We start from the raw sequence: 21,270 nt of genomic DNA, 5'->3' as shown, positions 1-21,270 counted from the left end.
GCGCATGACTGTTAATCATGATGTCGTAGGTTCGAGTCCTACTGGCGGAGTATAGAATAAAAGAGATCAAGTAATTGATCTCTTTTTTTACTTTTCATTTTAGTGTTAATTAAAGCTCCGTTTAGTTAACGGAGCTTTTCTCTATTTAGTTATTTGGGAAAAATGCTTGATATAAGGCTTTAATTGCTTTTTCTTCTTGATCTTTACTTACAACGAACATAATGGAAACTTCACTAGAACCTTGAGAGATCATTTGAATATTCACTTCATTTTCTGATAGTGCTTTGGCTGCAGTGGCAGTAACCCCTACCTGACTCTTCATTTTCTCACCAACAATCATAATGATAGAAAGATCATGTTCAATTTCGGCTGTGTCAACTTCTAGCTTTTGTGTTAATTGTTTCAGAATCTCTTGTTCTTTGATTGGAGTCAGTTCACGTGAACGCAAAATGATGGATAAATCATCAATTCCTGTTGGCATATGTTCCCAACTGATATTGAGATCTTCTAAAATTTGAAGGACTTTTCGACCAAAACCGACTTCGCGGTTCATAAGGTATTTTGTAGTGTTAATACTAACGAATCCTGAATCACCTGCGATCCCTACAACAGTCACATGATCATTTGAATGTTCCAAAACAATGCGGGTTCCAGGGTGGTCTGGATTATTTGTATTTTTAATGACTAATGGAATTTTACCTCTGTATGCTGGAACAAGTGCTTCATCATGTAAGACTGAAAAACCAGCATAGGCTAATTCACGCATTTCTTTGTAGGTTAATTCAGGAATAGAATGTGGGTGTTTAATAATACCTGGATGTGCTGCAAAGATACCATTTACGTCTGTAAAGTTTTCATATAAGTCTGCTTTTACACCTGCTGCAATGATCGATCCAGTAATATCAGATCCACCACGAGAAAATGTACAAATGTCACCATCTTGAGTAACACCAAAGAATCCTGGAATGACAATCACTTCACTTGAATCTTTGAGTTCTTCAATTTTATCGTAACTAGATGGTAAAATACGAGCGTTGGAAGGTTCAGCAGTGACCGTAATTCCTGCTTCTTTTGGATGGATATATCTTGCTTCTAATCCATTTTGATTGAAATAAGCAGCAATGAGTTTAGCATTGTTATTTTCGCCTGCTGCTAGGAATGCATCGTATGTGAATGGATTTCCTTTTTTAGGTAAATTTGTTAAATCATAGATATCTTCAGCAATTTCTTGAATAATGGAATCTTTGAGATCCAATTCTTCTGTAATGGCCCGATAACGTTCAATAATCCACTGTTGTGTTTGTGTGACATCCTTATCTGAAGTAAATTCTTTATAATACCGGATCAGTGCATCTGTTACTTTTGTATCTTCTGCATTTCGCTTACCAGGAGCTGATACAACTACAAATCTTCTTTCTGGATCATCTTTAATGATATTAAGTACTTTTTTTAATTGTGGAGCTGATGCTAGAGAACTTCCACCGAATTTAGTTACTTTCATATTTTCTCCTTAATAGTTTCATTAGTACATTATACCAAACTTCAGTTGTTGATACAATGTATTTATAAATAGGGCATAGAATAGGTGGATCTTAAGAGGCTATAAATTGTCATGATTCAAATTTTACAATTTTGTTACATCTTATAGATATATTTTACTATTCTAATTTTTTATGGTATGATATGTTATAATTAAAAAGTTTTAAGATCAAAATATTTTATATTTAAACAAAAGGAGTCTATGATGTTTGAAACAATTTTGTATTCTGTCGAAAACGATCTCGCGTCAATTTCTTTAAATCGTCCTGAAGTTTCCAATGGTTTTAACATTCCAATGTGTCAGGAAATTTTAGCTGCCTTAGAAGATGCAGAAAAAAATGAGGAAGTAAAATTCATTATTCTATCAGCAGAAGGGAAAATCTTTTCAGTTGGTGGAGATTTGAGCGAAATGAAACGCGCAGTCGATGCAGATGACATCGAGTCTCTTGTTTTAATTGCTGAATTAGTTAATACTATTTCTAAGAAGATTAAGCAATTACCTAAGCCGGTTATTATGGTAGCTGATGGAGCGGTCGCAGGAGCGGCGGCCAACATAGCAGTAGCTGTTGATTTTTGTATTATTAGTGATCGTACTAAATTTATTCAAGCCTTTGTTGGGGTTGGTTTAGCACCAGATGCGGGTGGGTTATTCTTATTAGGAAAAGCTATTGGTATGTCTCGGGCTACTCATTTAGTAATGACGGGTGAAGCTTTGACCGCAGAAAAAGCATTGGAATATGGCCTAGCTTACCGTGTTTGTGAATCTGAAAAACTTGAGAAAACGGTTGATCAATTGCTTAAAAAATTAAGAAGAGGATCTTCAAATTCTTATGCTGCCATGAAAGAAATGGTTTGGGAAGCGTTCTTGAAAGAATGGGACCAATATGCGGGTCTTGAATTGGATTTGCAAAAGAAACTAGCATTTACAGAAGATTTCAAGGAAGGGGTTATTGCCTACTCCGAGAAACGTCGGCCACAATTTAAAGGAAAATAAATTTGTATTTTTTCTATGTTTTGTGAAAAAATGCTTGCAAATTATTTTCATTTTTGATAAAATTTGACTATCAAAGTAAAATTAGGAGGTGGAGTTTTGAATTACCAATTAGTTAATGACTATTTAACATCCATCTTTAATAATGTTTTGGTTATCGAGGAGACGAGCCTAAGAGCAAGTCGATTCAAGGATGTTTCTATTAAAGAAATGCATACAATCGATGTGATTGGTTCGACACCGAATGCAACCCCGAGTGATATTTCACGGGAGTTGATGGTGACTTTGGGGACTGTCACGACAAGTTTGAATAATCTTGAGCGCAAAGGGTATATCGAAAGAAGAAGATCGGAAGTTGATCGCCGGGTTGTACACTTGAGTTTAACGAAGAACGGTCGTCTACTTTATCGTCTTCATCAGCAATTCCATAAACGGATGGTCAACCAGATTATTGGAGATATGAGTCCTGAAGAGAAGAAAGTGATGCAAAAAGGATTGCAAAATCTGTATCGTTTCTTGGAGGAAATTAAATAATGGTCTTTGCTAAAATTAGTCAAGTTGCTCATTATGTACCTGACCAAGTCGTATCGAATGATGATTTAGCTGAGATTATGGATACAAGTGATGAATGGATCAGTAGTCGGACAGGCATTCTTCGTCGTCACATTTCAAGAGATGAGACGACCAGTGATCTTGCAACAGTTGTCGCACAAAGATTATTAGCAAAAGCAAACTTAGACGCTGAAGAAATTGATTTTATCGTTGTCGCTACAATTACTCCAGACAGCTTAATGCCATCGACCGCAGCCCGGGTACAAGCTAATATTGGAGCTTCTCGAGCCTTTGCTTTTGACCTGACTGCAGCATGTAGTGGATTTGTATTTGCATTAGCCACTGCTGAAAAATACATTTCTTCAGGGATGTACCGGCGAGGGATTGTGATCGGTAGTGAGACGCTTTCAAAAGTATTAGACTGGTCAGATCGCTCTACTTCAGTACTTTTTGGAGATGGAGCTGGCGGTGTCTTGCTTGAAGCGAGCGATCAAAAAACGTTTTTGTCTGAAAATCTCTTTACGGATGGTAGCCGAGGTTCTAGTCTTGAATCTTGCTATTTGGGTCTGTCTTCTCCTTATTCAGAGGAAGTTACCGATCGAAGATATCTGACGATGGATGGACGGGCAGTTTTTGATTTTGCTGTTCGTGATGTCACGAAAAGCATTCAAAAGATTATAGCAGACGCCTCTATGGAAGCAGAAGAGATTGACTATTTTCTGTTACACCAGGCGAATGACCGAATGTTAGATAAGATGTCAAAAAAACTGGGTGTCTCTAGAGAGAAGATCCCAGCAAATATGATGGAATATGGGAACACTAGTGCTGCTAGTATCCCCATTCTATTATCGGAGTGTGTGGAGAATCATCGAATCAAGATGGATGGAAGTCAAAAAATTCTTCTTACAGGATTCGGTGGAGGTTTGACATGGGGCACACTTCTTGTTACAATCTAGTTAAACATGTGGAAACACATTTTAAAAATTTATATATTATTTTTTAAGGAGGCCTGTCATGGCAGTATTTGAAAAAGTACAAGAAATTATCGTTGAAGAACTTGGTAAAGAACCATCAGAAGTAACTCTTGAATCTACATTCGAAGATTTAGAAGCTGATTCATTGGATTTGTTCCAAGTGATCTCTGAAATCGAAGATGCTTTTGATATCCAAATCGAAACTGAAGAAGGATTGTCTACAGTTGGTGATCTTGTCGCTTACGTAGAAGAAAAAACAAAATAATGATAGATGAGAGTATCGAAAGATATTCTCTCTTGTTTAGGTAATAGTTTGAGGCTCAAAGAAACAATCTTTCGAACTCAAACTATTACTTAAGCGAAAAAGAGGTAGGTATAATGCAAACACGAATTACTGAACTATTGAATATTAAATATCCAATCTTCCAAGGTGGGATGGCATGGGTCGCTGATGGTGATTTGGCCGGAGCAGTATCAAATGCTGGAGGTCTTGGAATCATTGGTGGTGGGAACGCTCCAAAAGAAGTTGTAAAGGCTAACATCGATAAGGTGAAGTCTATTACAGATAAACCTTTTGGTGTAAATATCATGCTTTTGTCCCCATTTGCGGATGACATTGTTGACCTGGTGATTGAAGAAGGTGTAAAAGTTGTTACAACTGGTGCTGGAAATCCAGGGAAATACATGGATCGTTTCCATGAAGCAGGGATCACTGTAATTCCAGTGGTTCCGTCTGTTGCACTTGCAAAACGGATGGAAAAATTGGGCGCTGATGCAGTGATTGCAGAAGGAATGGAAGCTGGAGGTCACATTGGTAAATTGACGACCATGACCCTGGTTCGCCAAGTGGTTGAAGCTGTTTCTATTCCAGTAATTGGTGCTGGAGGAGTCGCTGATGGTGCCGGTGCTGCAGCTGTCTTTATGTTAGGTGCAGAAGCTGTTCAGGTGGGAACTCGTTTCGTGGTTGCAAAAGAATCCAATGCTCACCAAAACTTTAAGAATAAAATCTTGAAAGCAAAAGATATCGATACTGTAGTTTCTGCATCTGTTGTTGGACACCCTGTTCGTGCGATCAAAAATAAATTGGCTTCTGCCTATAACCAAGCTGAAAAAGATTTCTTGGCAGGTAAGAAGACTCAAGAAGAAATTGAAGAATTAGGAGCAGGAGCCCTTCGCAACGCTGTTGTTGATGGAGATGTTGACAATGGATCTGTAATGGCAGGCCAAATTGCTGGTCTTGTAAGCAAGGAAGAAACTTGTGCTGAAATTCTAGAAGATATCTATTATGGGGCAGCTAAAGTGATCCAAAGAGCAGCTGCTCGTTGGGCAAATGTAAAAGTCTAGTAACATCGAAAGGATTAGGATAGTGACAAAACGTGCGTTCTTATTTGCTGGTCAAGGGGCTCAGAAATTGGGCATGGCGAGCGATTTGTATGCGGCTTATCCCGTTGTCAAAGAGACATTTGATACGGCTAATCGTATTCTCGGTTATGATTTACGTGAATTGATTGATTCTAACGAAGAAAAATTGAATCAGACACGTTATACTCAACCAGCTATTTTGACAACGTCAGTAGCCATTTATCGTCTTTTAGTAGAAAATGGTATCACTCCTGATATTGTTGCCGGCCTTTCTTTGGGGGAATACTCTGCCCTGGTTGCTGCTAGAGTTCTTTCATTTGAAGATGCAGTAGCTTTGGTTGCAAAACGTGGCGAATTCATGGAAACGGCGGCTCCTGCAGGAAGTGGGAAAATGGTAGCTGTTATGAATACTAATCCAAGTTTGATTGAAGAAATCTGTCAACAAGCATCTGAAAAGGGTGTAGTGACACCAGCTAACTACAATACACCCGCACAGATTGTGATTGGTGGTGAGGTTGCGGCTGTGGACTATGCTGTGGAACTTTTGAAGGAAGCAGGTGCCAAACGCTTGATCCCTTTGAATGTGTCAGGTCCATTCCACACAGCCTTACTGGAATCTGCTAGTCAAAAATTGGCAGCTGAACTAGAAAAAGTATCATTTAATGATTTTGATCTTCCTTTAGTTGGGAATACAGAAGCTACTATCATGAAGTCAGAAGATGTGAAAGCACTTTTGGCCCGTCAAGTAAAAGAACCGGTTCGTTTCTATGATTCAATTGCTACGATTCAAGAATTTGGTGTAGATGAGGTCATCGAGATCGGACCTGGAAAAGTCTTGTCGGGATTCTTGAAGAAAATTGATAAAACTCTTCCAACTCATAACGTCGAAGATCAGGCTAGTCTAGATGCACTTCTGAATGCTTAAAACGAGGTAAAGATGGAACTTAAGAATAAAAATGTTTTTGTAACAGGTTCAACACGCGGAATTGGATTGGCTGTGGCTCATAAATTTGCGAGTCTCGGTGCTAATATTGTTTTGAACGGCCGTTCAGAAATTTCAGAGGATTTATTAGCTCAGTTTGCTGATTATGGTGTGACTGTTGTTGGTATTTCTGGAGATATTTCGAATGGGGCAGATGCTCAGCGTATGGTAGCTGCAGTAATTGAAAAGCTTGGAAGTGTTGATGTTTTGGTCAATAACGCTGGCATCACAAACGACAAGTTGATGTTGAAAATGACTGAAGAAGATTTTGAACGGGTCTTGAAAATCAACCTGACCGGTGCCTTTAATATGACTCAAGCTGTCTTAAAACCTATGTCTAAAGCTCGTCAAGGTGCCATTATCAACATGTCCTCTGTAGTGGGTCTTATGGGGAATATTGGTCAAGCGAACTATGCAGCTTCAAAAGCTGGATTGATTGGTTTTACCAAATCCGTTGCGCGTGAAGTTGCGGCTCGTGGGGTTCGTGTGAATGCCATTGCACCTGGTTTTATTGAATCAGATATGACAGACGCTATTCCAGAGAAAATGAAAGACGCCATGCTAGCGCAAGTGCCAATGAAACGAATTGGTCAAGCTGAAGAAGTGGCAGAAGTTGCGGCTTTCTTGGCAGGTCAAGAATATTTAACTGGTCAAACAATTGCCATTGATGGCGGAATGACTATGCAATAAGGCGCTATCTGGTCTAGAACTAATTACTTTAATATCCATCCGACAAAAGGAGAATATATATGTCTACAAATCGTGTTGTTGTTACAGGTTACGGTGTAACCTCACCAATCGGAAATACACCAGAGGAGTTCTGGAATAGCCTTCATGAAGGAAAAATTGGAATCAAGCCCATTACGAAATTTGATGCTTCCGAAATTCCAGTCTTTAATGCTGGTGAAATTCAAGATTTCCCATTCGATAAATATTTTGTGAAAAAAGATCAAAACCGTATGGATACTTACTCATTGTATGCAATCTATGCTGCGATGGAAGCTATTGAAAATTCAGGCTTGAATATGGAAGAAGAAAACCGCGATCGTGTAGGTGTGATTGTCTCATCTGGTATCGGTGGTTTGCAAGAATTGGAAGATCAAATTATCCGTATGCATGAACGTGGAATGAAGAGAATCCAACCAATGTTTATCCCTAAAGCTCTTTCAAATATGGGTGCTGGGAATATTGCGCTTAAAATTGGCGCACAAGGGGTATGTAAATCAGTGACAACTGCCTGTGCCTCTGCCAATGATGCTATCGGTGAAGCCTTCCGCGAAATTAAATTTGGGTTCCATGATGTTGTTTTAGCCGGTGGTTCAGAAGCTTCAATTACTAGAATTGGTATCGGTGGTTTCAACGCTCTTACGGCCCTTTCAACAACAGAAGACCCAGAACGTTCCTCTATTCCATTTGATAAAGACCGTAATGGTTTTGTGATGGGGGAAGGTGCAGGGGTTCTTGTCATCGAAAGTTTGGAACATGCCCAAAAACGTGGTGCTAATATTTTAGCTGAGATTGTTGGTTACGGATCAAACTGTGATGCTTACCACATGACAACACCAACTCCAGACGGTTCAGGAGCTGCTAAAGCGATTAAATTAGCGATCAATGAAGCAGGTATCAAGCCTGAAGATGTTGACTATGTCAATGCCCATGGTACCTCTACACCTGCCAATGAGAAAGGTGAAAGCGGAGCTATTGTTTCTGTACTTGGTAAAGAAGTTCCTGTATCATCGACTAAATCATTTACAGGACACTTGCTTGGTGCTGCTGGTGCGGTTGAAGCGATTGCTACCATCGAAGCGATTCGTCACAGTTTTGTACCAAAAACTGCTGGTACTAAAGAATTATCTGACTATATCGAAGCAAACGTTGTTTATGGTGAAGGCCAAGAAGCGGATATTCAGTACGCTATCTCAAATACCTTTGGTTTTGGAGGACACAATGCTGTTCTGGCCTTTAAACGTTGGGAGGGTTAATTCATGAATATTTCTGAAATCAAAGATTTGTTGGCTCAATTTGATGCGTCAACTTTGCGTGAATTCTCATATAAAAATAACGGCGAAGAATTGAATTTGAGTAAAAACCAAACTAGTTCAGTTGCGGCTACACCGGTAGCCCCTGCGGTTGAAGTGGTAGCGGCCCCTCAAACTCCTGCAGTAGCCCCTGTTGTTGAAGCACCAGCAACTCCAGCTGTAGCGGCTGAAACAGTTGCTGCTCCAGCTCAAGAGGCTGAAGGTGATGTCGTTGAAAGTCCATTGGTTGGTGTGGCTTACTTGTCACCAGCTCCGGATAAACCAGCCTTCGTATCTGTAGGAGACAAGGTCACTAAGGGTCAAACACTCTTAATTATCGAAGCCATGAAAGTGATGAATGAAGTCCCAGCACCTAAAGATGGGGTGGTCACTGAAATTTTGGTAACGAATGAAGAAATGGTTGAATTTGGAAAAGGATTGGTTCGAATTAAATGACAATTGATATAAATGCTATTCGTGAGGCTTTGCCGCATCGTTACCCAATGCTTTTGGTGGATCGCGTTTTAGAAACAAGCGAAGATACGATTGTTGCCATTAAAAACGTGACAATTAATGAACCATTTTTTAATGGACATTTTCCACAGTATCCTGTTATGCCAGGTGTTCTCATCATGGAAGCTTTGGCACAAACAGCAGGTGTACTAGAGTTGTCAAAACCTGAAAATAAAGGGAAATTAGTCTTTTATGCAGGGATGGACAAGGTGAAGTTTAAAAAACAAGTCGTTCCAGGAGATCAACTGGTGATGACAGCTACTTTTGTCAAACGTCGTGGAACAATTGCTGTTGTTGAAGCGAAAGCAGAGGTAGATGGTAAGCTTGCAGCTTCAGGAACACTTACTTTTGCAATTGGAAATTAAGAAAGGCCTATCTATGTTTCGTAAGATCTTAATCGCCAATCGTGGTGAGATTGCAGTTCGCATTATTCGTGCAGCTCGTGAACTTGGCATCGAGACGGTTGCGGTGTATTCTACTGCTGATAAAGAAGCCTTGCATACCTTACTAGCGGATGAAGCAGTCTGTATTGGACCTGCTAAATCAACAGAATCTTATTTGAATATGAGTGCCGTCTTATCTGCAGCTGTTTTAACTGGAGCAGAAGCTATCCATCCTGGTTTTGGATTTTTAAGTGAAAACTCTAAATTTGCAACCATGTGTGAGGAAGTTGGTATTAAATTTATCGGACCTTCTGCTAAAGTCATGGATATGATGGGGGATAAGATTAATGCTCGTAAACAGATGATCAAAGCAGGAGTACCCGTTATTCCTGGATCAGATGGTGAAGTGTATACTACTGAAGAAGCTCTCGAGATTGCAGAGCGTATTGGTTACCCTGTGATGTTGAAAGCATCTGCAGGAGGCGGTGGTAAGGGAATTCGGAAGGTTGAAAAACCAGAAGATTTGGTTGCTGCTTTTGAATCTGCTTCCTCAGAAGCTCAAGCTGCTTTTGGAAATGGTGCCATGTATATGGAACGGGTGATTTATCCGGCACGCCACATTGAAGTACAGATTTTAGCGGATCAGCATGGACATGTTATTCACTTAGGTGAACGCGATTGTTCTCTTCAACGAAATAACCAAAAAGTTCTAGAAGAATCCCCTTCGATTGCTATTGGAAAAACGCTTCGTGATCGGATTGGTTCTGCAGCTGTTCGTGCAGCTGAATCAGTTGGGTACGAGAATGCTGGAACGATTGAATTCTTGTATGATGAAGGCAAGGGTGAGTTCTACTTTATGGAAATGAATACCCGTGTGCAAGTGGAGCATCCTGTCACAGAATTTGTAACAGGAGTTGATATCGTTAAGGAACAGATTAAAATCGCAGCTGGCCAAGAATTATCCGTTACTCAAGAGGATATTGTCATTAAAGGCCATGCGATTGAATGCCGGATCAATGCGGAAAATCCTTCCTTCAACTTTGCACCAAGCCCAGGTAAGATCACTAATCTCTATCTTCCAAGTGGTGGGGTTGGCTTGCGTGTGGATTCTGCTGTGTATCCTGGTTATACGATTCCGCCATACTATGATAGTATGATTGCCAAGATCATTGTCCATGGGGAAAATCGCTTTGATGCACTGATGAAAATGCAGCGTGCTCTTTATGAGTTGGAAATCGATGGTGTCACAACCAATAGCAGTTTCCAGTTGGATTTGATTTCAGATTCACATGTGATCGCTGGTGATTATGACACTGCATTTTTGATGGAACAATTCCTTCCAAATTATAATAAGGAATGATGAAAAAGCCTGGACTTGTGAGGGAAGTATGAATATCATCTTCACAGTTTCAGGCTTTTATAGTAATGCTTCAGATACTGTAGCATATTATAAGGAGTAAGTAATGGCATTATTTTCTAAAAAAGATAAATATATTCGGATCAATCCGAATAGGTCAGCCTGGAAGGAGCCTCAGCCAAAACCTGAAGTTCCTGATGAACTATTTTCACAATGCCCAGGTTGTAAACATACCATTTACCAAAAGGATTTAGGTAGTGAGCGTGTCTGCCCGAATTGTGGCTATACCTTCCGTATTTCTGCTAAAGAACGCTTGGCGCTGACAGTGGATCCAGCTAGCTTTGAAGAAATGTTTACAGGAATCGAAACGACAGATCCTTTGAATTTTCCAAATTATAAGAAGAAACTAGCAGCAGTGCGGGAAATGACAGGATTGGATGAAGCTGTCCTGACTGGAACTGCCTTGATTAAAGGGCAAAAAGTTGCGCTTGGGATCATGGATTCCAACTTTATCATGGCTTCAATGGGTTCTGTAGTAGGCGAAAAAATTACTCGTTTATTTGAATTTGCGACAAAAGAAAAATTGCCAGTTGTTCTTTTTACCGCTTCCGGTGGTGCTCGGATGCAAGAAGGAATCGTGAGTTTGATGCAAATGGCAAAAATTTCTGCAGCTGTTCAACGCCATTCCAAAGAAAAATTATTCTATTTGACGGTATTGACAGATCCGACAACCGGTGGGGTAACGGCTTCATTTGCTATGGAAGGTGATATTATCATGGCAGAGAGTCAGGCCTTGGTTGGTTTTGCTGGTCGACGCGTGATTGAATCAACTGTGCGTGAACAATTGCCAGATGATTTCCAAAAAGCAGAATTTCTACAAGAACATGGATTTGTTGACTTGATCGTGGAGAGAAGTCAAATCCGAGCGACAGTTGGACAATTATTAGCCCTTCATGGAGGTAAACATGAGTAAAATAACACAGATTATTAAAGAAGCACGTGACCAAGGAAGATTGACTGCGCTTGATTTTGCTCAAGGAATTTTTGATGATTTTATCGAATTACATGGAGATCGAAACTTCCGTGATGATGGTGCGGTGATTGGTGGGATTGGACGCTTAGGCGATCAAACGGTTACAGTCGTTGGAATCCAAAAAGGAAAAAATCTTCAGGATAATCTAAAACGTAATTTTGGGCAACCACATCCAGAAGGCTATCGAAAAGCTTTGCGCCTCATGAAGCAAGCGGAGAAATTTGGTCGTCCAGTTGTGACCTTTATCAATACAGCGGGTGCTTATCCTGGTGTTGGTGCTGAAGAACGAGGACAAGGTGAAGCCATTGCCCGTAACCTCATGGAAATGAGTGATTTAAAAGTTCCGATTATCGCGATTATCATCGGAGAAGGTGGCTCTGGTGGTGCCTTGGCTCTTGCTGTAGCAGATAAGGTCTGGATGCTTGAGAACTCCATCTATGCGGTCTTGAGTCCAGAAGGTTTTGCCTCTATTCTTTGGAAAGATGGAAGTCGTGCCATGGAAGCAGCAGAGTTGATGAAGATTACTTCTCACGAATTGTTAAATATGGAAATTGTCGATAAGGTGATTCCCGAGCATGGATTTTCAAATGGAGAACTACTGGCTCAAGTGAAGAAGGAATTACAGGAAGAGTTAAAGGTTTTACAAGCCTTACCTCTCGAAGAGCTTCTGGAGCAACGCTACCAACGTTTTCGTAAATATTAAAAAACTGAGCTTGCAATTTGCAAGTCTCAGTTTTTTTAAACTTTATTTTGGTGCGATGACTTCTGCGCCACCCATGTATGGTCGAAGGACTTCTGGAATGGTCACAGAACCGTCTTCGTTTTGGTAGTTTTCAAGAATAGCAGCGACGGTACGTCCGACAGCTAACCCTGAACCGTTCAAAGTGTGAAGGAGTTTTACCTTGCCATCTGCTTCATCACGGTAGCGGATTTGCGCACGGCGAGCTTGGAAATCTTCTGTATTAGAACAGCTTGAGATTTCACGGTAGGTGTTTTGCGCTGGAATCCATACTTCCAAGTCATAAGTCTTGGCAGCTGAGAAGCCCATGTCTCCCGTTGAGAGAGCTACCACACGGTATGGAAGGTTGAGTTTTTGAAGGATATTTTCAGCATTGACAACCATTTTTTCCAATTCATCATATGATTCTTCTGGTTTGGCAAATTTCACCATTTCAACCTTATGGAATTGGTGCAAACGGATCAAGCCACGGGTATCACGACCGGCTGAACCAGCTTCTGAACGGAAAGATGGACTCATAGCGGTGAAGTAGATTGGAAGGTCTTTCCCATCAAGAATTTCATCGCGGTAGTAGTTCGTCAAAGGAACTTCAGCTGTTGGAATGAGGACATAATTGGTATCGCTAAGTTCAAAAGTGTCTTCCTTGAATTTTGGATACTGACCAGTACCAAACATAGAATCATGGTTGACCATGTAAGGAGGGATGACTTCAGTGTAGCCTTCCTTGCCATGTTCGTCCAACATGAAGTTGTAGATAGCGCGTTCTAAGCGAGCTCCAAGTCCTTTGTAGAAGAGGAAACGAGCACCAGTGACTTTAGCCCCGCGTTCCCAGTCAAGGATATCAAGGTCTTCTCCTAAATCCCAGTGAGCTTTTGGTTCAAAGCCAAATTCGCGCGGTGTTCCCCAACGGCGAACCTCAACGTTGTCATCCTCATCTGCTCCAACAGGGACACTATCAGCAGGGATGTTTGGAAGGGTAGTAGTGAATTCAGTTAATTTGGCATCGATTTCAGCCAATTCTGTATCCAATGCTTTGACCTCTGCAGAGAGAGTTTGCATGGCAGCAATCTTATCATCTGCATTTTCCTTGTTGCGCTTAGCTTGTGCGATTTCAGCAGATACGGTGTTGCGCTCTGCTTTGAGATTTTCTACTTTGACTAAGATGTCTCGACGTTTGGCATCGATTTCTTTCATTTCATTCAAAATAGCCGCATCTACTCCACGTGTTGCCAATTTTTTTGCAACTGCATCAAAGTCTGTACGAATCCGTTTAATATCTAACATAGCTTCTCCTTTAACAAAAAACACACCTGTTACAGTGTTGGAGTGGCAGAGCCACGGTTCCATCCAACTTCACAGGTGTGCACTTGATTCGATATTGTATTTTAAAGAAACGGTAGAATTTCAATTAAGATTTCTATCTGCTCGCAGCAACCGCAGACTTTCTGAAAGAGACTCTTAACTTACTTATCCGTTTGCGTCTATTATACAAGAAAAGATTCTATTTTGCAAATAGATTTTTAATTTTAGCCGTGATGATTTGGATCAACGTAGGAAGTTTGACAATTTTATCATTTCCTAGATGTTCCCGAGCAATCTTTAAAATTTTTCCAGAGTCTTTTGAAGCAAAGAGAAATTTTGATTCTCTGGTATAGATTTCAAAATGGCGGCTAATTTTACGTCCGGATACATTGGCTCCGATTCGCTCGATTTCTTGCCAGGGAATTTGGATGTAGTCTTCTACATTTGCATCCGCATAAAATTCAAAAGCGGCATTCCCGACTAGGATTTTTCCAACCTTTCCCCCCACTCCAAGGTAAGAAACCCCTGTAGTATGGAATTCAACGGTTTTATTCAATGATTGAGCCATGAGATCCTCCTGTATTGCTGTTCACTCCATTATATCATAATAAAAAGAAGGCCGAAACCTTCTTTTTAGTTGATCTTTGCTTACATCAAGCCAGCAACGTGTGCTAGTACACCGATTACAAAGAGAGCGATGATGATGGTGATTGGAGATACTTTTTTCTTCAACAACCACATACAAGCAAAAGTAAGAAGTAATCCCATCAAACCAGGAATCAATGAATCCAAGTTTTGTTGGAAAGTTGTAACTTTTTCAGGTGTTTGAGATAGGCCTGAACCAACTTGAGCGAAGGCTTCTTGGATACCCTTGTATCCTTCAGGAAGTTTATCCCAGTGGATATAAGCTTTGTCGTCTAATTTGACAGAAGAAACATTGAAGACGAATTTAATAGATACCCAACGTTCTACCAAGACAGCGAGCATGAACATCCCAAGGATAGAAGCCCCTTTAGTGATGTCTTGCAAGATCCCACCAGACATATCTTTGGTAATTTCAGAACCTGCTTTGTAACCAAGTTCTTGCGTGTACCACAAGAAGGCCATACGAATCGCATTCCATGCGATAAAGAAGATGAGTGGGCCAAGGATGTTACCAGACGCAGCAAGTGATGCACCAAGGGCACCAAGGATAGGACGTACTGTAAACCAGAAGACTGGATCTCCGATACCCGCCAAAGGACCCATCATACCAATTTTAACCCCTTGGATGGCAGCATCGTCAATAGCGGCACCGTTTGCTCTTTCTTCTTCAAGAGCAAGCGTTACCCCGATGATAGGAGCGGCAACGTATGGGTGAGTGTTAAAGAATTCCATGTGACGCTCAAGAGCAGCCGCTTGGTCTTCTTTCTTCGTATAAAGTTTTTTGATAGCTGGGATCAATGAGTATGCCCAACCCAAGTTTTGCATCCGTTCATAGTTCCAAGAACCTTGCAAGAAGGTTGAACGCCACCAAACCTTTTGACGATCTGATTTAGATAATTGTAATTTTTCAGTCATGATAGTGTCACACCTTTCTTAATAGTCTTCGAGAATGTCGCCAATTGGATCGTTAGAAGTAGCGGCACCGCCACCTCCATTGCCACCTTTCTTAGAAAGAGTAAGGTAGATCAAGGCAAGGGCAACACCAATTGCTCCAAGGGCGATCAAGGTCAATTGGCTAACAGCTGCAAGAGCAAAACCGATGGCAAAGAATGGCCATACTTCACGGCTCGCCATCATGTTGATAACCATGGCATAACCAACGGCTACAACCATACCACCACCGATTTGCATTCCATCAGAGAGCCATTTTGGCATTTGTTCAAGAGCAGTTTTGACAGTTTCAGCAGGAATCATCAACAAGAGGGCTGCAGGAATGGCGATACGAAGACCTTGAAGAAGAAGGGCCACAAAGTGAGCGCGTTCTACACCTTTGATATCCCCTTTTCTAGCAGCAGCGTCGGCAGTGTGAACCAAACCAACGGAAAGGGTACGGACGATCATGGTCAAGAAAAGACCAGCAACTGCAAGTGGAATAGCGACACTTTGAGCGACAGCGATTCCTTTTGTACTGAAGTCTCCCCCAAGTACCATGATGATGGCAGCAGCGACAGATGCAAGGGCAGCATCGGGTGCAACTGCGGCACCAATGTTTGCCCACCCAAGTGCAATAAATTGAAGTGAACCACCAAGCATAATGCCAGCAGTCAAATTACCTGTTACCAAACCGATTAAGGTACAAGCAACAAGGGGTTGGTGGAATTGGAATTGGTCAAGGATACCTTCAAGACCTGCTAAGAAGGCAACAACGACCACTAATACCATAGAAATAATAGACATGTTTAAAATCCTTTCGTAAGTAATCGATTATTGAACGTTAGCTTTGTTAATTAAGTCAAACAAATCTTTCTTAGAGTCATTTGGCACTTTACGGACGTCAAATTCTACTCCAAGATCACGCATTTTTTCAAATGTAGCTACGTCATCTTTATCCATTGACAACACATTGTTAACCATGGTTTTACCAGTTGAATGGGCCATTGAACCAACGTTCAAGGTTTTAATCGGAACACCACCCTCGATGGCGCGAAGAGCATCTTGAGGTGTTTCAAATAAGATCAAAGCATGGGTATTTCCAAAACGTGGATCTTTTGCAACGTCGATCAATTTTTGAATTGGGACAACGTTTGCTTTCACACCATTTGGTGCCGCTTGTTTGATCAATTCCTTACGGAGTTCATCTTTGGCAACAGAATCTGAAGCAACAATGATCCGATCGGCTTTTGAATCAGGTGTCCAAGCAGTTGCGACTTGTCCATGAAGAAGACGTGTATCTAAGCGGGCAAGGTTAATCTTGAGTTTTCCATCTCCGATAACTGTTCCCTCTGGAATAGCAGCTTGGGCTACAGGAGCAGCAGCGGCTGTACTAGCTTCTTCAACAGGATTCAATTCTTCTGGAAGGGCTTTGACACCGTCTTTTGCTTCCTTGATGATGTTTGCAGCGACTTGATCAACGCCGGCATTTGCATCCATCAAACGTTCTGTATAAGCTTGAATCAACATCGGAAGGTTCAATCCTGTGATGATCGCAAATTTACGATCTGGATTTTCTCCCATGACGCGACTTGCTTGGTTAAATGGAGAACCACTCCAAAGGTCAGCCAAAACCAAGACTTCATCTTCTGCATCAAATGCGGCAACAGCTGCATTAAATTTAGCATAGAGATCATCCGGGCCTTCACTTGGCATGAACGTAACCACTTGAACTTTCTCTTGATCCCCAAAGATCATCGAGCCGGATTGGTGGATTCCAGCTGCAAATTCACCGTGGCTAGCAATAATGATACCAATACTCATTATTGACATTCCTCCTTATAAAATTTGTTTGACTTTCAGTTTAAGAAAACTTTAAGCTACTTTATTATAAATCGTTTCCACACTTAAGTCAATTTTTCTATCAAAAACTCGATATAAAAGCATTAATTTATTATATTAAATTATCGTTGAATAAAAATTGAATGCTCTTGAATGGCTCTTGTTTATTAGTTGATGATGGCAGAAGAAAGCAATGATATGTAGGTTTCATAGGATTTGAATTTCAATAAAAATATTCCAACAATCGATCTATATCCGCAAAAATAAAAAATAAATATATAATAAATTGTAAAATAGAATGATTGAGAGCACTCAAAAAGACTAGCCCAGTTGGGCTAGTCCTGTAGGTTCAGTTGTTTAGTTTGTAAAGTCAAGTACCATACGTCCTTGAATGGTTCCAGCTTCCATTTCGTCAAAGACTTTGACTGCATCTTCTACTGGACGTTTTTGAACGACAGGGACTACCAAGCCTTCTGCACCAAATTGGAAGGCTTCTTCCAAGTCTTTACGAGTTCCTACAAGAGAACCAATGACTTGGATACCATCTAATACAGTTTTCACAATGCTGAGGTCCATCATTTCAGAAGGAAGACCAACTGCAACCACGCGGCCGCCTGCACGAACAGAATCTACTGCTTGGTTGAAAGCTACTTTAGAAACAGCTGTTACGACAGCAGAGTGAGCTCCACCATTTGTTTTTTCTTTAATCAATCCTGGGACATCTTCAACTTCGCGACCGTTGATGACAAAGTCTGCACCAACTTCTTTCGCCAATTCTAGTTTATCATTGTTGATATCGACAGCGATGACATGTGCGTTGAAGACTTTCTTAGCATATTGAACAGCCAAGTTTCCTAGTCCACCAGCTCCATAGATAACAATCCATTGTCCTGGTTCAGCTTTGGCTTCTTTGATGGCTTTATAAGTGGTAACACCTGCACACGTAATAGAAGATGCTTGGGCTGGATCTAATCCTTCAGGTACTTTCACTGCGTAATCTGCAGTAACGATACATTGTTCAGCCATCCCTCCATCAACAGAGTAACCAGCATTTTTTACAGTACGGCAAAGAGTTTCACGACCAGTTGTACAGTATTCACAAGTTCCACATCCCTCGAAGAACCATGCGACACTGACACGATCCCCAACTTTTAGGCTCTTGACATCTGGAGCAACTTCTTTAACAATACCGATTCCTTCGTGTCCAAGAACACGGCCTGGAACTTTACCGAAGTCCCCGTGAGCAACGTGCAAGTCAGTGTGGCAGACACCACAGTATTCGATTTGAACAAGTGCTTCCCCTGTTTCAAGTGGACGCATGTCTTTGTTTGCAACGATTTCAACACCAGTACCTTCTGGATTTACAACAACAGCTTTCATTTTGTTCCTCCTTAAGTGAACGAGAAGCGGTTTAAAATTTTTGAAAGCGCTTCTTTAATAACTATGTTAATAATATCACAAACCAGATGACGAGGCAATGAAAAAAATGGAAAAAAGGGGCGGTATTGATTAACCGATTAAGGATTTGGCGCAGAAAAAGACATGAGGGGATAACTCATGTCTGTTAGTTTTATAAGAATAATTGAATGAGTTGGCGCGCGACACCATCTTCGTTATTTGTGAAATCTGTGACGGAGTCTGCATAAGGGAGAAGGACGGAGCTAGCATTTTTCATAGCGTATCCATGACCAGCGAGAGCTAGCATGTCAGTATCGTTGTGCTCGTCTCCAAAGGCAATCAAATCCTTCTGATCCATATTGAGTTTATCCAGAAGGTAGGTCAGAGCAGAAGCTTTGGTCACATTTTTTGGATTGCATTCCAGAATATTTAAGGGACCACCCCAAGTATTGATAGACAGATTGTAGTCATAATGCCGATTCATTTCATCTGCCAGAGCATATTTGTCTTCCGCTTTCGTTTGAAAGAGGATACAGTTTGGGTCGCTCGTTACCCGTTCGGGGTTGAATTGATTTTCTGGTTGGAAAGATTCAATCCCGAATAATTTAGGATCTGCAACATGCTCATTTGGATCGGTAATAAAGAATTTATTGCGGTATTCGCCTGCTATAAAGTCCGCTTGGATAGTGTCTCGGTTAGCGACCATATCTAACAGGTATTTTTTATCTAAAGTCAAACATTGTTCATCTGCCCATTTTTTCTCAGGTAGATGCGTAAGGGAGCCGTTAAAATTGATCATCGGAGTATCTAGCTCTAGTTGTTTGTAATAGGTATGTGCCATACGGTAAGGGCGGCCTGTTGTAATAATGACTTTATGGCCAAGAGCACTAATTTTTTTTATCGTATCAATGGTAAAGTCGCTCAATTTGCTTTCGGAATTTAAGAGAGTGCCGTCTAGATCTAGAGCGATCATCTTTTTATGCATATTTCAGTTCCTTTCGAGAAGAATGAGACCATTATATCAGAAAAATCGGAAAAGCGCTCAAAAATCGAGAAGAGAAGTAGGATTTCTTGAAAGGCGAAAGATCTTTTGGTAAAATAGAAATAACGTTCGCAAATTGATTGGGAGCGAGAATGATGAAAAAGGAGTTTATTCTGAAATGGATAAGTTTTTTAAACTTTCAGAACATGGAACCACTGTTCGAACAGAGGTTCTTGCTGGTTTGACAACCTTTTTTGCGATGAGTTATATCCTCTTCGTAAACCCTCAAATGTTGTCACAAACAGGTATGCCAGCTCAAGGGGTCTTCCTTGCAACGATTATTGGATCCGTTGTCGGAACCTTGATGATGGCTTTTTATGCCAATTTACCTTATGCACAAGCACCTGGGATGGGCTTGAATGCCTTCTTTACCTTTACCGTTGTATTTGGTATGGGCTACTCATGGCAGGAAGCTTTGGGAATGGTCTTCATTTGTGGTGTGATCTCATTGATTATCACATTGACAAATGTTCGGAAGATGATCATCGAATCGATTCCGACCGCTCTTCGCTCTGCTATTTCAGCTGGGATCGGGATTTTCTTGGCCTATGTTGGAATTAAGAATGCGGGATTTTTGAAATTCACGATTGACCCTCATACCTATACAGTGGTTGGAGAAGGAGCAGATAAGGCGAATGCAACGATCTCAGCCAATGCATCTGCTGTTCCTGGATTGGTTGATTTTAACAATCCGGCTGTCCTCTTGGCTCTTGTTGGTCTTGCGATTACTATTTTCTTTGTTGTCAAAGGGATTAAGGGAGGAATTATCCTTTCTATCTTAGCAACGACTGTGCTTGGAATTCTCATCCATGTGGTTGATATCACTAAAATCGACTTTGCAAGTAATCATCTAGGAGCTGCCTTTAATGATTTAGGCAAGATCTTTGGTCAAGCTTTGGGATCAAAAGGATTGGGTTCTTTGATTTCCAATACGTCTCGTTTGCCTGAGACCTTAATGGCAATCTTAGCCTTCTCCTTGACGGATATTTTTGATACAATTGGAACTTTAATCGGTACGGGTGAAAAAGTTGGGATTGTTGCGACAAATGGGGAAAACCATCAATCAGCGAAATTAGATAAGGCCCTCTATTCAGACCTTGTAGCGACTTCAGTCGGAGCTATTGCAGGAACTTCAAACGTAACGACGTATGTTGAATCTGCAGCTGGTATTGGAGCTGGTGGACGCACTGGTCTGACAGCCTTGGTTGTAGCGATCTGTTTTGCTATTTCAAGTCTCTTTAGTCCGTTGTTGGCGATTGTACCGACCGCTGCCACAGCCCCAATTTTGATTGTTGTTGGGATCATGATGTTGAGTGGCTTGAAAAATATCCATTGGGAAGATATGTCAGAAGCAGTTCCTGCTTTCTTCACCTCTATCTTTATGGGCTTCAGCTACTCGATTACACAAGGGATCGCTGCTGGATTTATCACCTATAGCTTAGTGAAAGTGGTTAAAGGAGAAGCCAAAGAAGTGCACAGCATGATTTGGATCCTAGATGTTCTCTTTATTTTAAACTACGTTAGCATGGCCTTGAATTAAGTATCAGAAAAGTGCCAAAAAGGAATGGGAGTTGTCTCCCATTCCTTTCAGATTGAAGACAAAGTTATACCAAAAACATTCCTTAGGTGAGTACGGACGTCAGCGAACTTCTTTGAAGTTCCATGACT

General features: G+C 41.0%; 22 protein-coding genes. 14 read left to right on the top strand and 8 right to left on the bottom strand.

Features of this window, described 5'->3' with window-relative positions:
* Positions 1–145: 145 nt before the first annotated feature.
* The gene (locus ADG03_RS00445) at positions 146–1,501 is read right to left on the bottom strand and encodes an aspartate kinase (RefSeq protein WP_049471735.1); all 1,356 of its coding nucleotides are present in this window, start codon (positions 1,499–1,501) and stop codon (positions 146–148) included.
* 240 nt (positions 1,502–1,741) lie between these two features.
* Here ADG03_RS00445 and ADG03_RS00440 point away from each other — a divergent pair, with 240 nt between their 5' ends.
* The 13 genes from ADG03_RS00440 (at position 1,742) to ADG03_RS00380 (ending at position 12,407) form a co-directional block, all read left to right on the top strand.
* Entirely contained in the window at positions 1,742–2,533 is a 792-nt protein-coding gene (locus ADG03_RS00440) for an enoyl-CoA hydratase (RefSeq protein WP_049471734.1), read from the top strand.
* A gap of 96 nt (positions 2,534–2,629) precedes the next feature.
* A complete protein-coding gene (gene fabT, locus ADG03_RS00435; RefSeq protein WP_009732277.1) occupies positions 2,630–3,064 on the top strand; it encodes a fatty acid biosynthesis transcriptional regulator FabT in 435 nt (144 codons plus the stop codon).
* Positions 3,064–4,038, top strand: a complete 975-nt coding sequence (locus ADG03_RS00430; RefSeq protein ID WP_049471733.1) for a beta-ketoacyl-ACP synthase III — start codon at positions 3,064–3,066, stop codon at positions 4,036–4,038. The genes fabT and ADG03_RS00430 overlap by 1 nt, the downstream gene beginning before the upstream one ends.
* Positions 4,039–4,096: 58 nt before the next feature.
* On the top strand, positions 4,097–4,321 hold the full coding sequence (locus ADG03_RS00425) for an acyl carrier protein (RefSeq protein ID WP_003003892.1): 225 nt from the start codon (positions 4,097–4,099) through the stop codon (positions 4,319–4,321).
* A gap of 113 nt (positions 4,322–4,434) precedes the next feature.
* Positions 4,435–5,400: an enoyl-[acyl-carrier-protein] reductase FabK gene (fabK, locus tag ADG03_RS00420; RefSeq protein WP_024056375.1), complete on the top strand. Its 966-nt coding sequence runs from the start codon at positions 4,435–4,437 to the stop codon at positions 5,398–5,400.
* A 22-nt stretch (positions 5,401–5,422) separates the two neighbouring features.
* A complete protein-coding gene (gene fabD / locus ADG03_RS00415) occupies positions 5,423–6,343 on the top strand; it encodes an ACP S-malonyltransferase (protein WP_024056374.1) in 921 nt (306 codons plus the stop codon).
* A 12-nt stretch (positions 6,344–6,355) separates the two neighbouring features.
* A complete protein-coding gene (gene fabG / locus ADG03_RS00410; RefSeq protein ID WP_024056373.1) occupies positions 6,356–7,090 on the top strand; it encodes a 3-oxoacyl-[acyl-carrier-protein] reductase in 735 nt (244 codons plus the stop codon).
* A gap of 59 nt (positions 7,091–7,149) precedes the next feature.
* The gene (gene fabF, locus ADG03_RS00405) at positions 7,150–8,382 is read left to right on the top strand and encodes a beta-ketoacyl-ACP synthase II (RefSeq protein ID WP_049471732.1); all 1,233 of its coding nucleotides are present in this window, start codon (positions 7,150–7,152) and stop codon (positions 8,380–8,382) included.
* Between the two features lie 3 nt (positions 8,383–8,385).
* Positions 8,386–8,874 (top strand): acetyl-CoA carboxylase biotin carboxyl carrier protein, encoded by a 489-nt coding sequence (gene accB / locus ADG03_RS00400; RefSeq protein WP_023920218.1) that lies wholly within the window; start codon positions 8,386–8,388, stop codon positions 8,872–8,874.
* Complete coding sequence (fabZ, locus tag ADG03_RS00395; RefSeq protein WP_003004019.1) at positions 8,871–9,296, top strand: 3-hydroxyacyl-ACP dehydratase FabZ; 426 nt, start codon at positions 8,871–8,873, stop codon at positions 9,294–9,296. The genes accB and fabZ overlap by 4 nt, the downstream gene beginning before the upstream one ends.
* Before the next feature lie 13 nt (positions 9,297–9,309).
* Positions 9,310–10,674, top strand: a complete 1,365-nt coding sequence (locus tag ADG03_RS00390) for an acetyl-CoA carboxylase biotin carboxylase subunit (protein ID WP_049471736.1) — start codon at positions 9,310–9,312, stop codon at positions 10,672–10,674.
* Positions 10,675–10,777: 103 nt separating this feature from the next.
* Positions 10,778–11,644: an acetyl-CoA carboxylase, carboxyltransferase subunit beta gene (gene accD, locus ADG03_RS00385; protein ID WP_049471731.1), complete on the top strand. Its 867-nt coding sequence runs from the start codon at positions 10,778–10,780 to the stop codon at positions 11,642–11,644.
* Positions 11,637–12,407: an acetyl-CoA carboxylase carboxyl transferase subunit alpha gene (locus ADG03_RS00380; protein WP_021154504.1), complete on the top strand. Its 771-nt coding sequence runs from the start codon at positions 11,637–11,639 to the stop codon at positions 12,405–12,407. The genes accD and ADG03_RS00380 overlap by 8 nt, the downstream gene beginning before the upstream one ends.
* Positions 12,408–12,449: 42 nt before the next feature.
* On the opposite strand, the gene serS is transcribed toward ADG03_RS00380, so the two are convergent.
* The 7 genes from serS to ADG03_RS00345 form a co-directional block, all read right to left on the bottom strand.
* Entirely contained in the window at positions 12,450–13,727 is a 1,278-nt protein-coding gene (serS, locus tag ADG03_RS00375) for a serine--tRNA ligase (RefSeq protein WP_003018473.1), read from the bottom strand.
* Positions 13,728–13,944: 217 nt separating this feature from the next.
* Positions 13,945–14,313 carry a DUF956 family protein gene (locus ADG03_RS00370; RefSeq protein ID WP_023920226.1) on the bottom strand — a complete coding sequence of 123 codons (369 nt, stop codon included), beginning with the start codon at positions 14,311–14,313 and terminating at the stop codon, positions 13,945–13,947.
* A gap of 80 nt (positions 14,314–14,393) precedes the next feature.
* On the bottom strand, positions 14,394–15,305 hold the full coding sequence (locus tag ADG03_RS00365; RefSeq protein ID WP_049471730.1) for a PTS system mannose/fructose/sorbose family transporter subunit IID: 912 nt from the start codon (positions 15,303–15,305) through the stop codon (positions 14,394–14,396).
* 18 nt (positions 15,306–15,323) lie between these two features.
* Positions 15,324–16,127 (bottom strand): PTS mannose/fructose/sorbose transporter subunit IIC, encoded by an 804-nt coding sequence (locus tag ADG03_RS00360; RefSeq protein ID WP_003003888.1) that lies wholly within the window; start codon positions 16,125–16,127, stop codon positions 15,324–15,326.
* 27 nt (positions 16,128–16,154) lie between these two features.
* Positions 16,155–17,144, bottom strand: a complete 990-nt coding sequence (locus tag ADG03_RS00355) for a PTS sugar transporter subunit IIB (RefSeq protein ID WP_003010431.1) — start codon at positions 17,142–17,144, stop codon at positions 16,155–16,157.
* A 375-nt stretch (positions 17,145–17,519) separates the two neighbouring features.
* Complete coding sequence (gene adhP, locus ADG03_RS00350) at positions 17,520–18,542, bottom strand: alcohol dehydrogenase AdhP (protein WP_003003874.1); 1,023 nt, start codon at positions 18,540–18,542, stop codon at positions 17,520–17,522.
* A gap of 190 nt (positions 18,543–18,732) precedes the next feature.
* The gene (locus ADG03_RS00345) at positions 18,733–19,545 is read right to left on the bottom strand and encodes a Cof-type HAD-IIB family hydrolase (RefSeq protein ID WP_049471729.1); all 813 of its coding nucleotides are present in this window, start codon (positions 19,543–19,545) and stop codon (positions 18,733–18,735) included.
* A gap of 175 nt (positions 19,546–19,720) precedes the next feature.
* Between ADG03_RS00345 and ADG03_RS00340 the strand changes: the two genes are divergently transcribed.
* The gene (locus ADG03_RS00340; RefSeq protein ID WP_049471728.1) at positions 19,721–21,142 is read left to right on the top strand and encodes an NCS2 family permease; all 1,422 of its coding nucleotides are present in this window, start codon (positions 19,721–19,723) and stop codon (positions 21,140–21,142) included.
* The last annotated feature ends 128 nt before the right edge of the window (positions 21,143–21,270 follow it).

Origin of the sequence: Streptococcus parasanguinis (assembly GCF_001069785.1) — a bacterium.
GTDB lineage: Bacteria > Bacillota > Bacilli > Lactobacillales > Streptococcaceae > Streptococcus > Streptococcus parasanguinis_T.
This window is presented reverse-complemented; position numbering and strand designations above follow the sequence as displayed.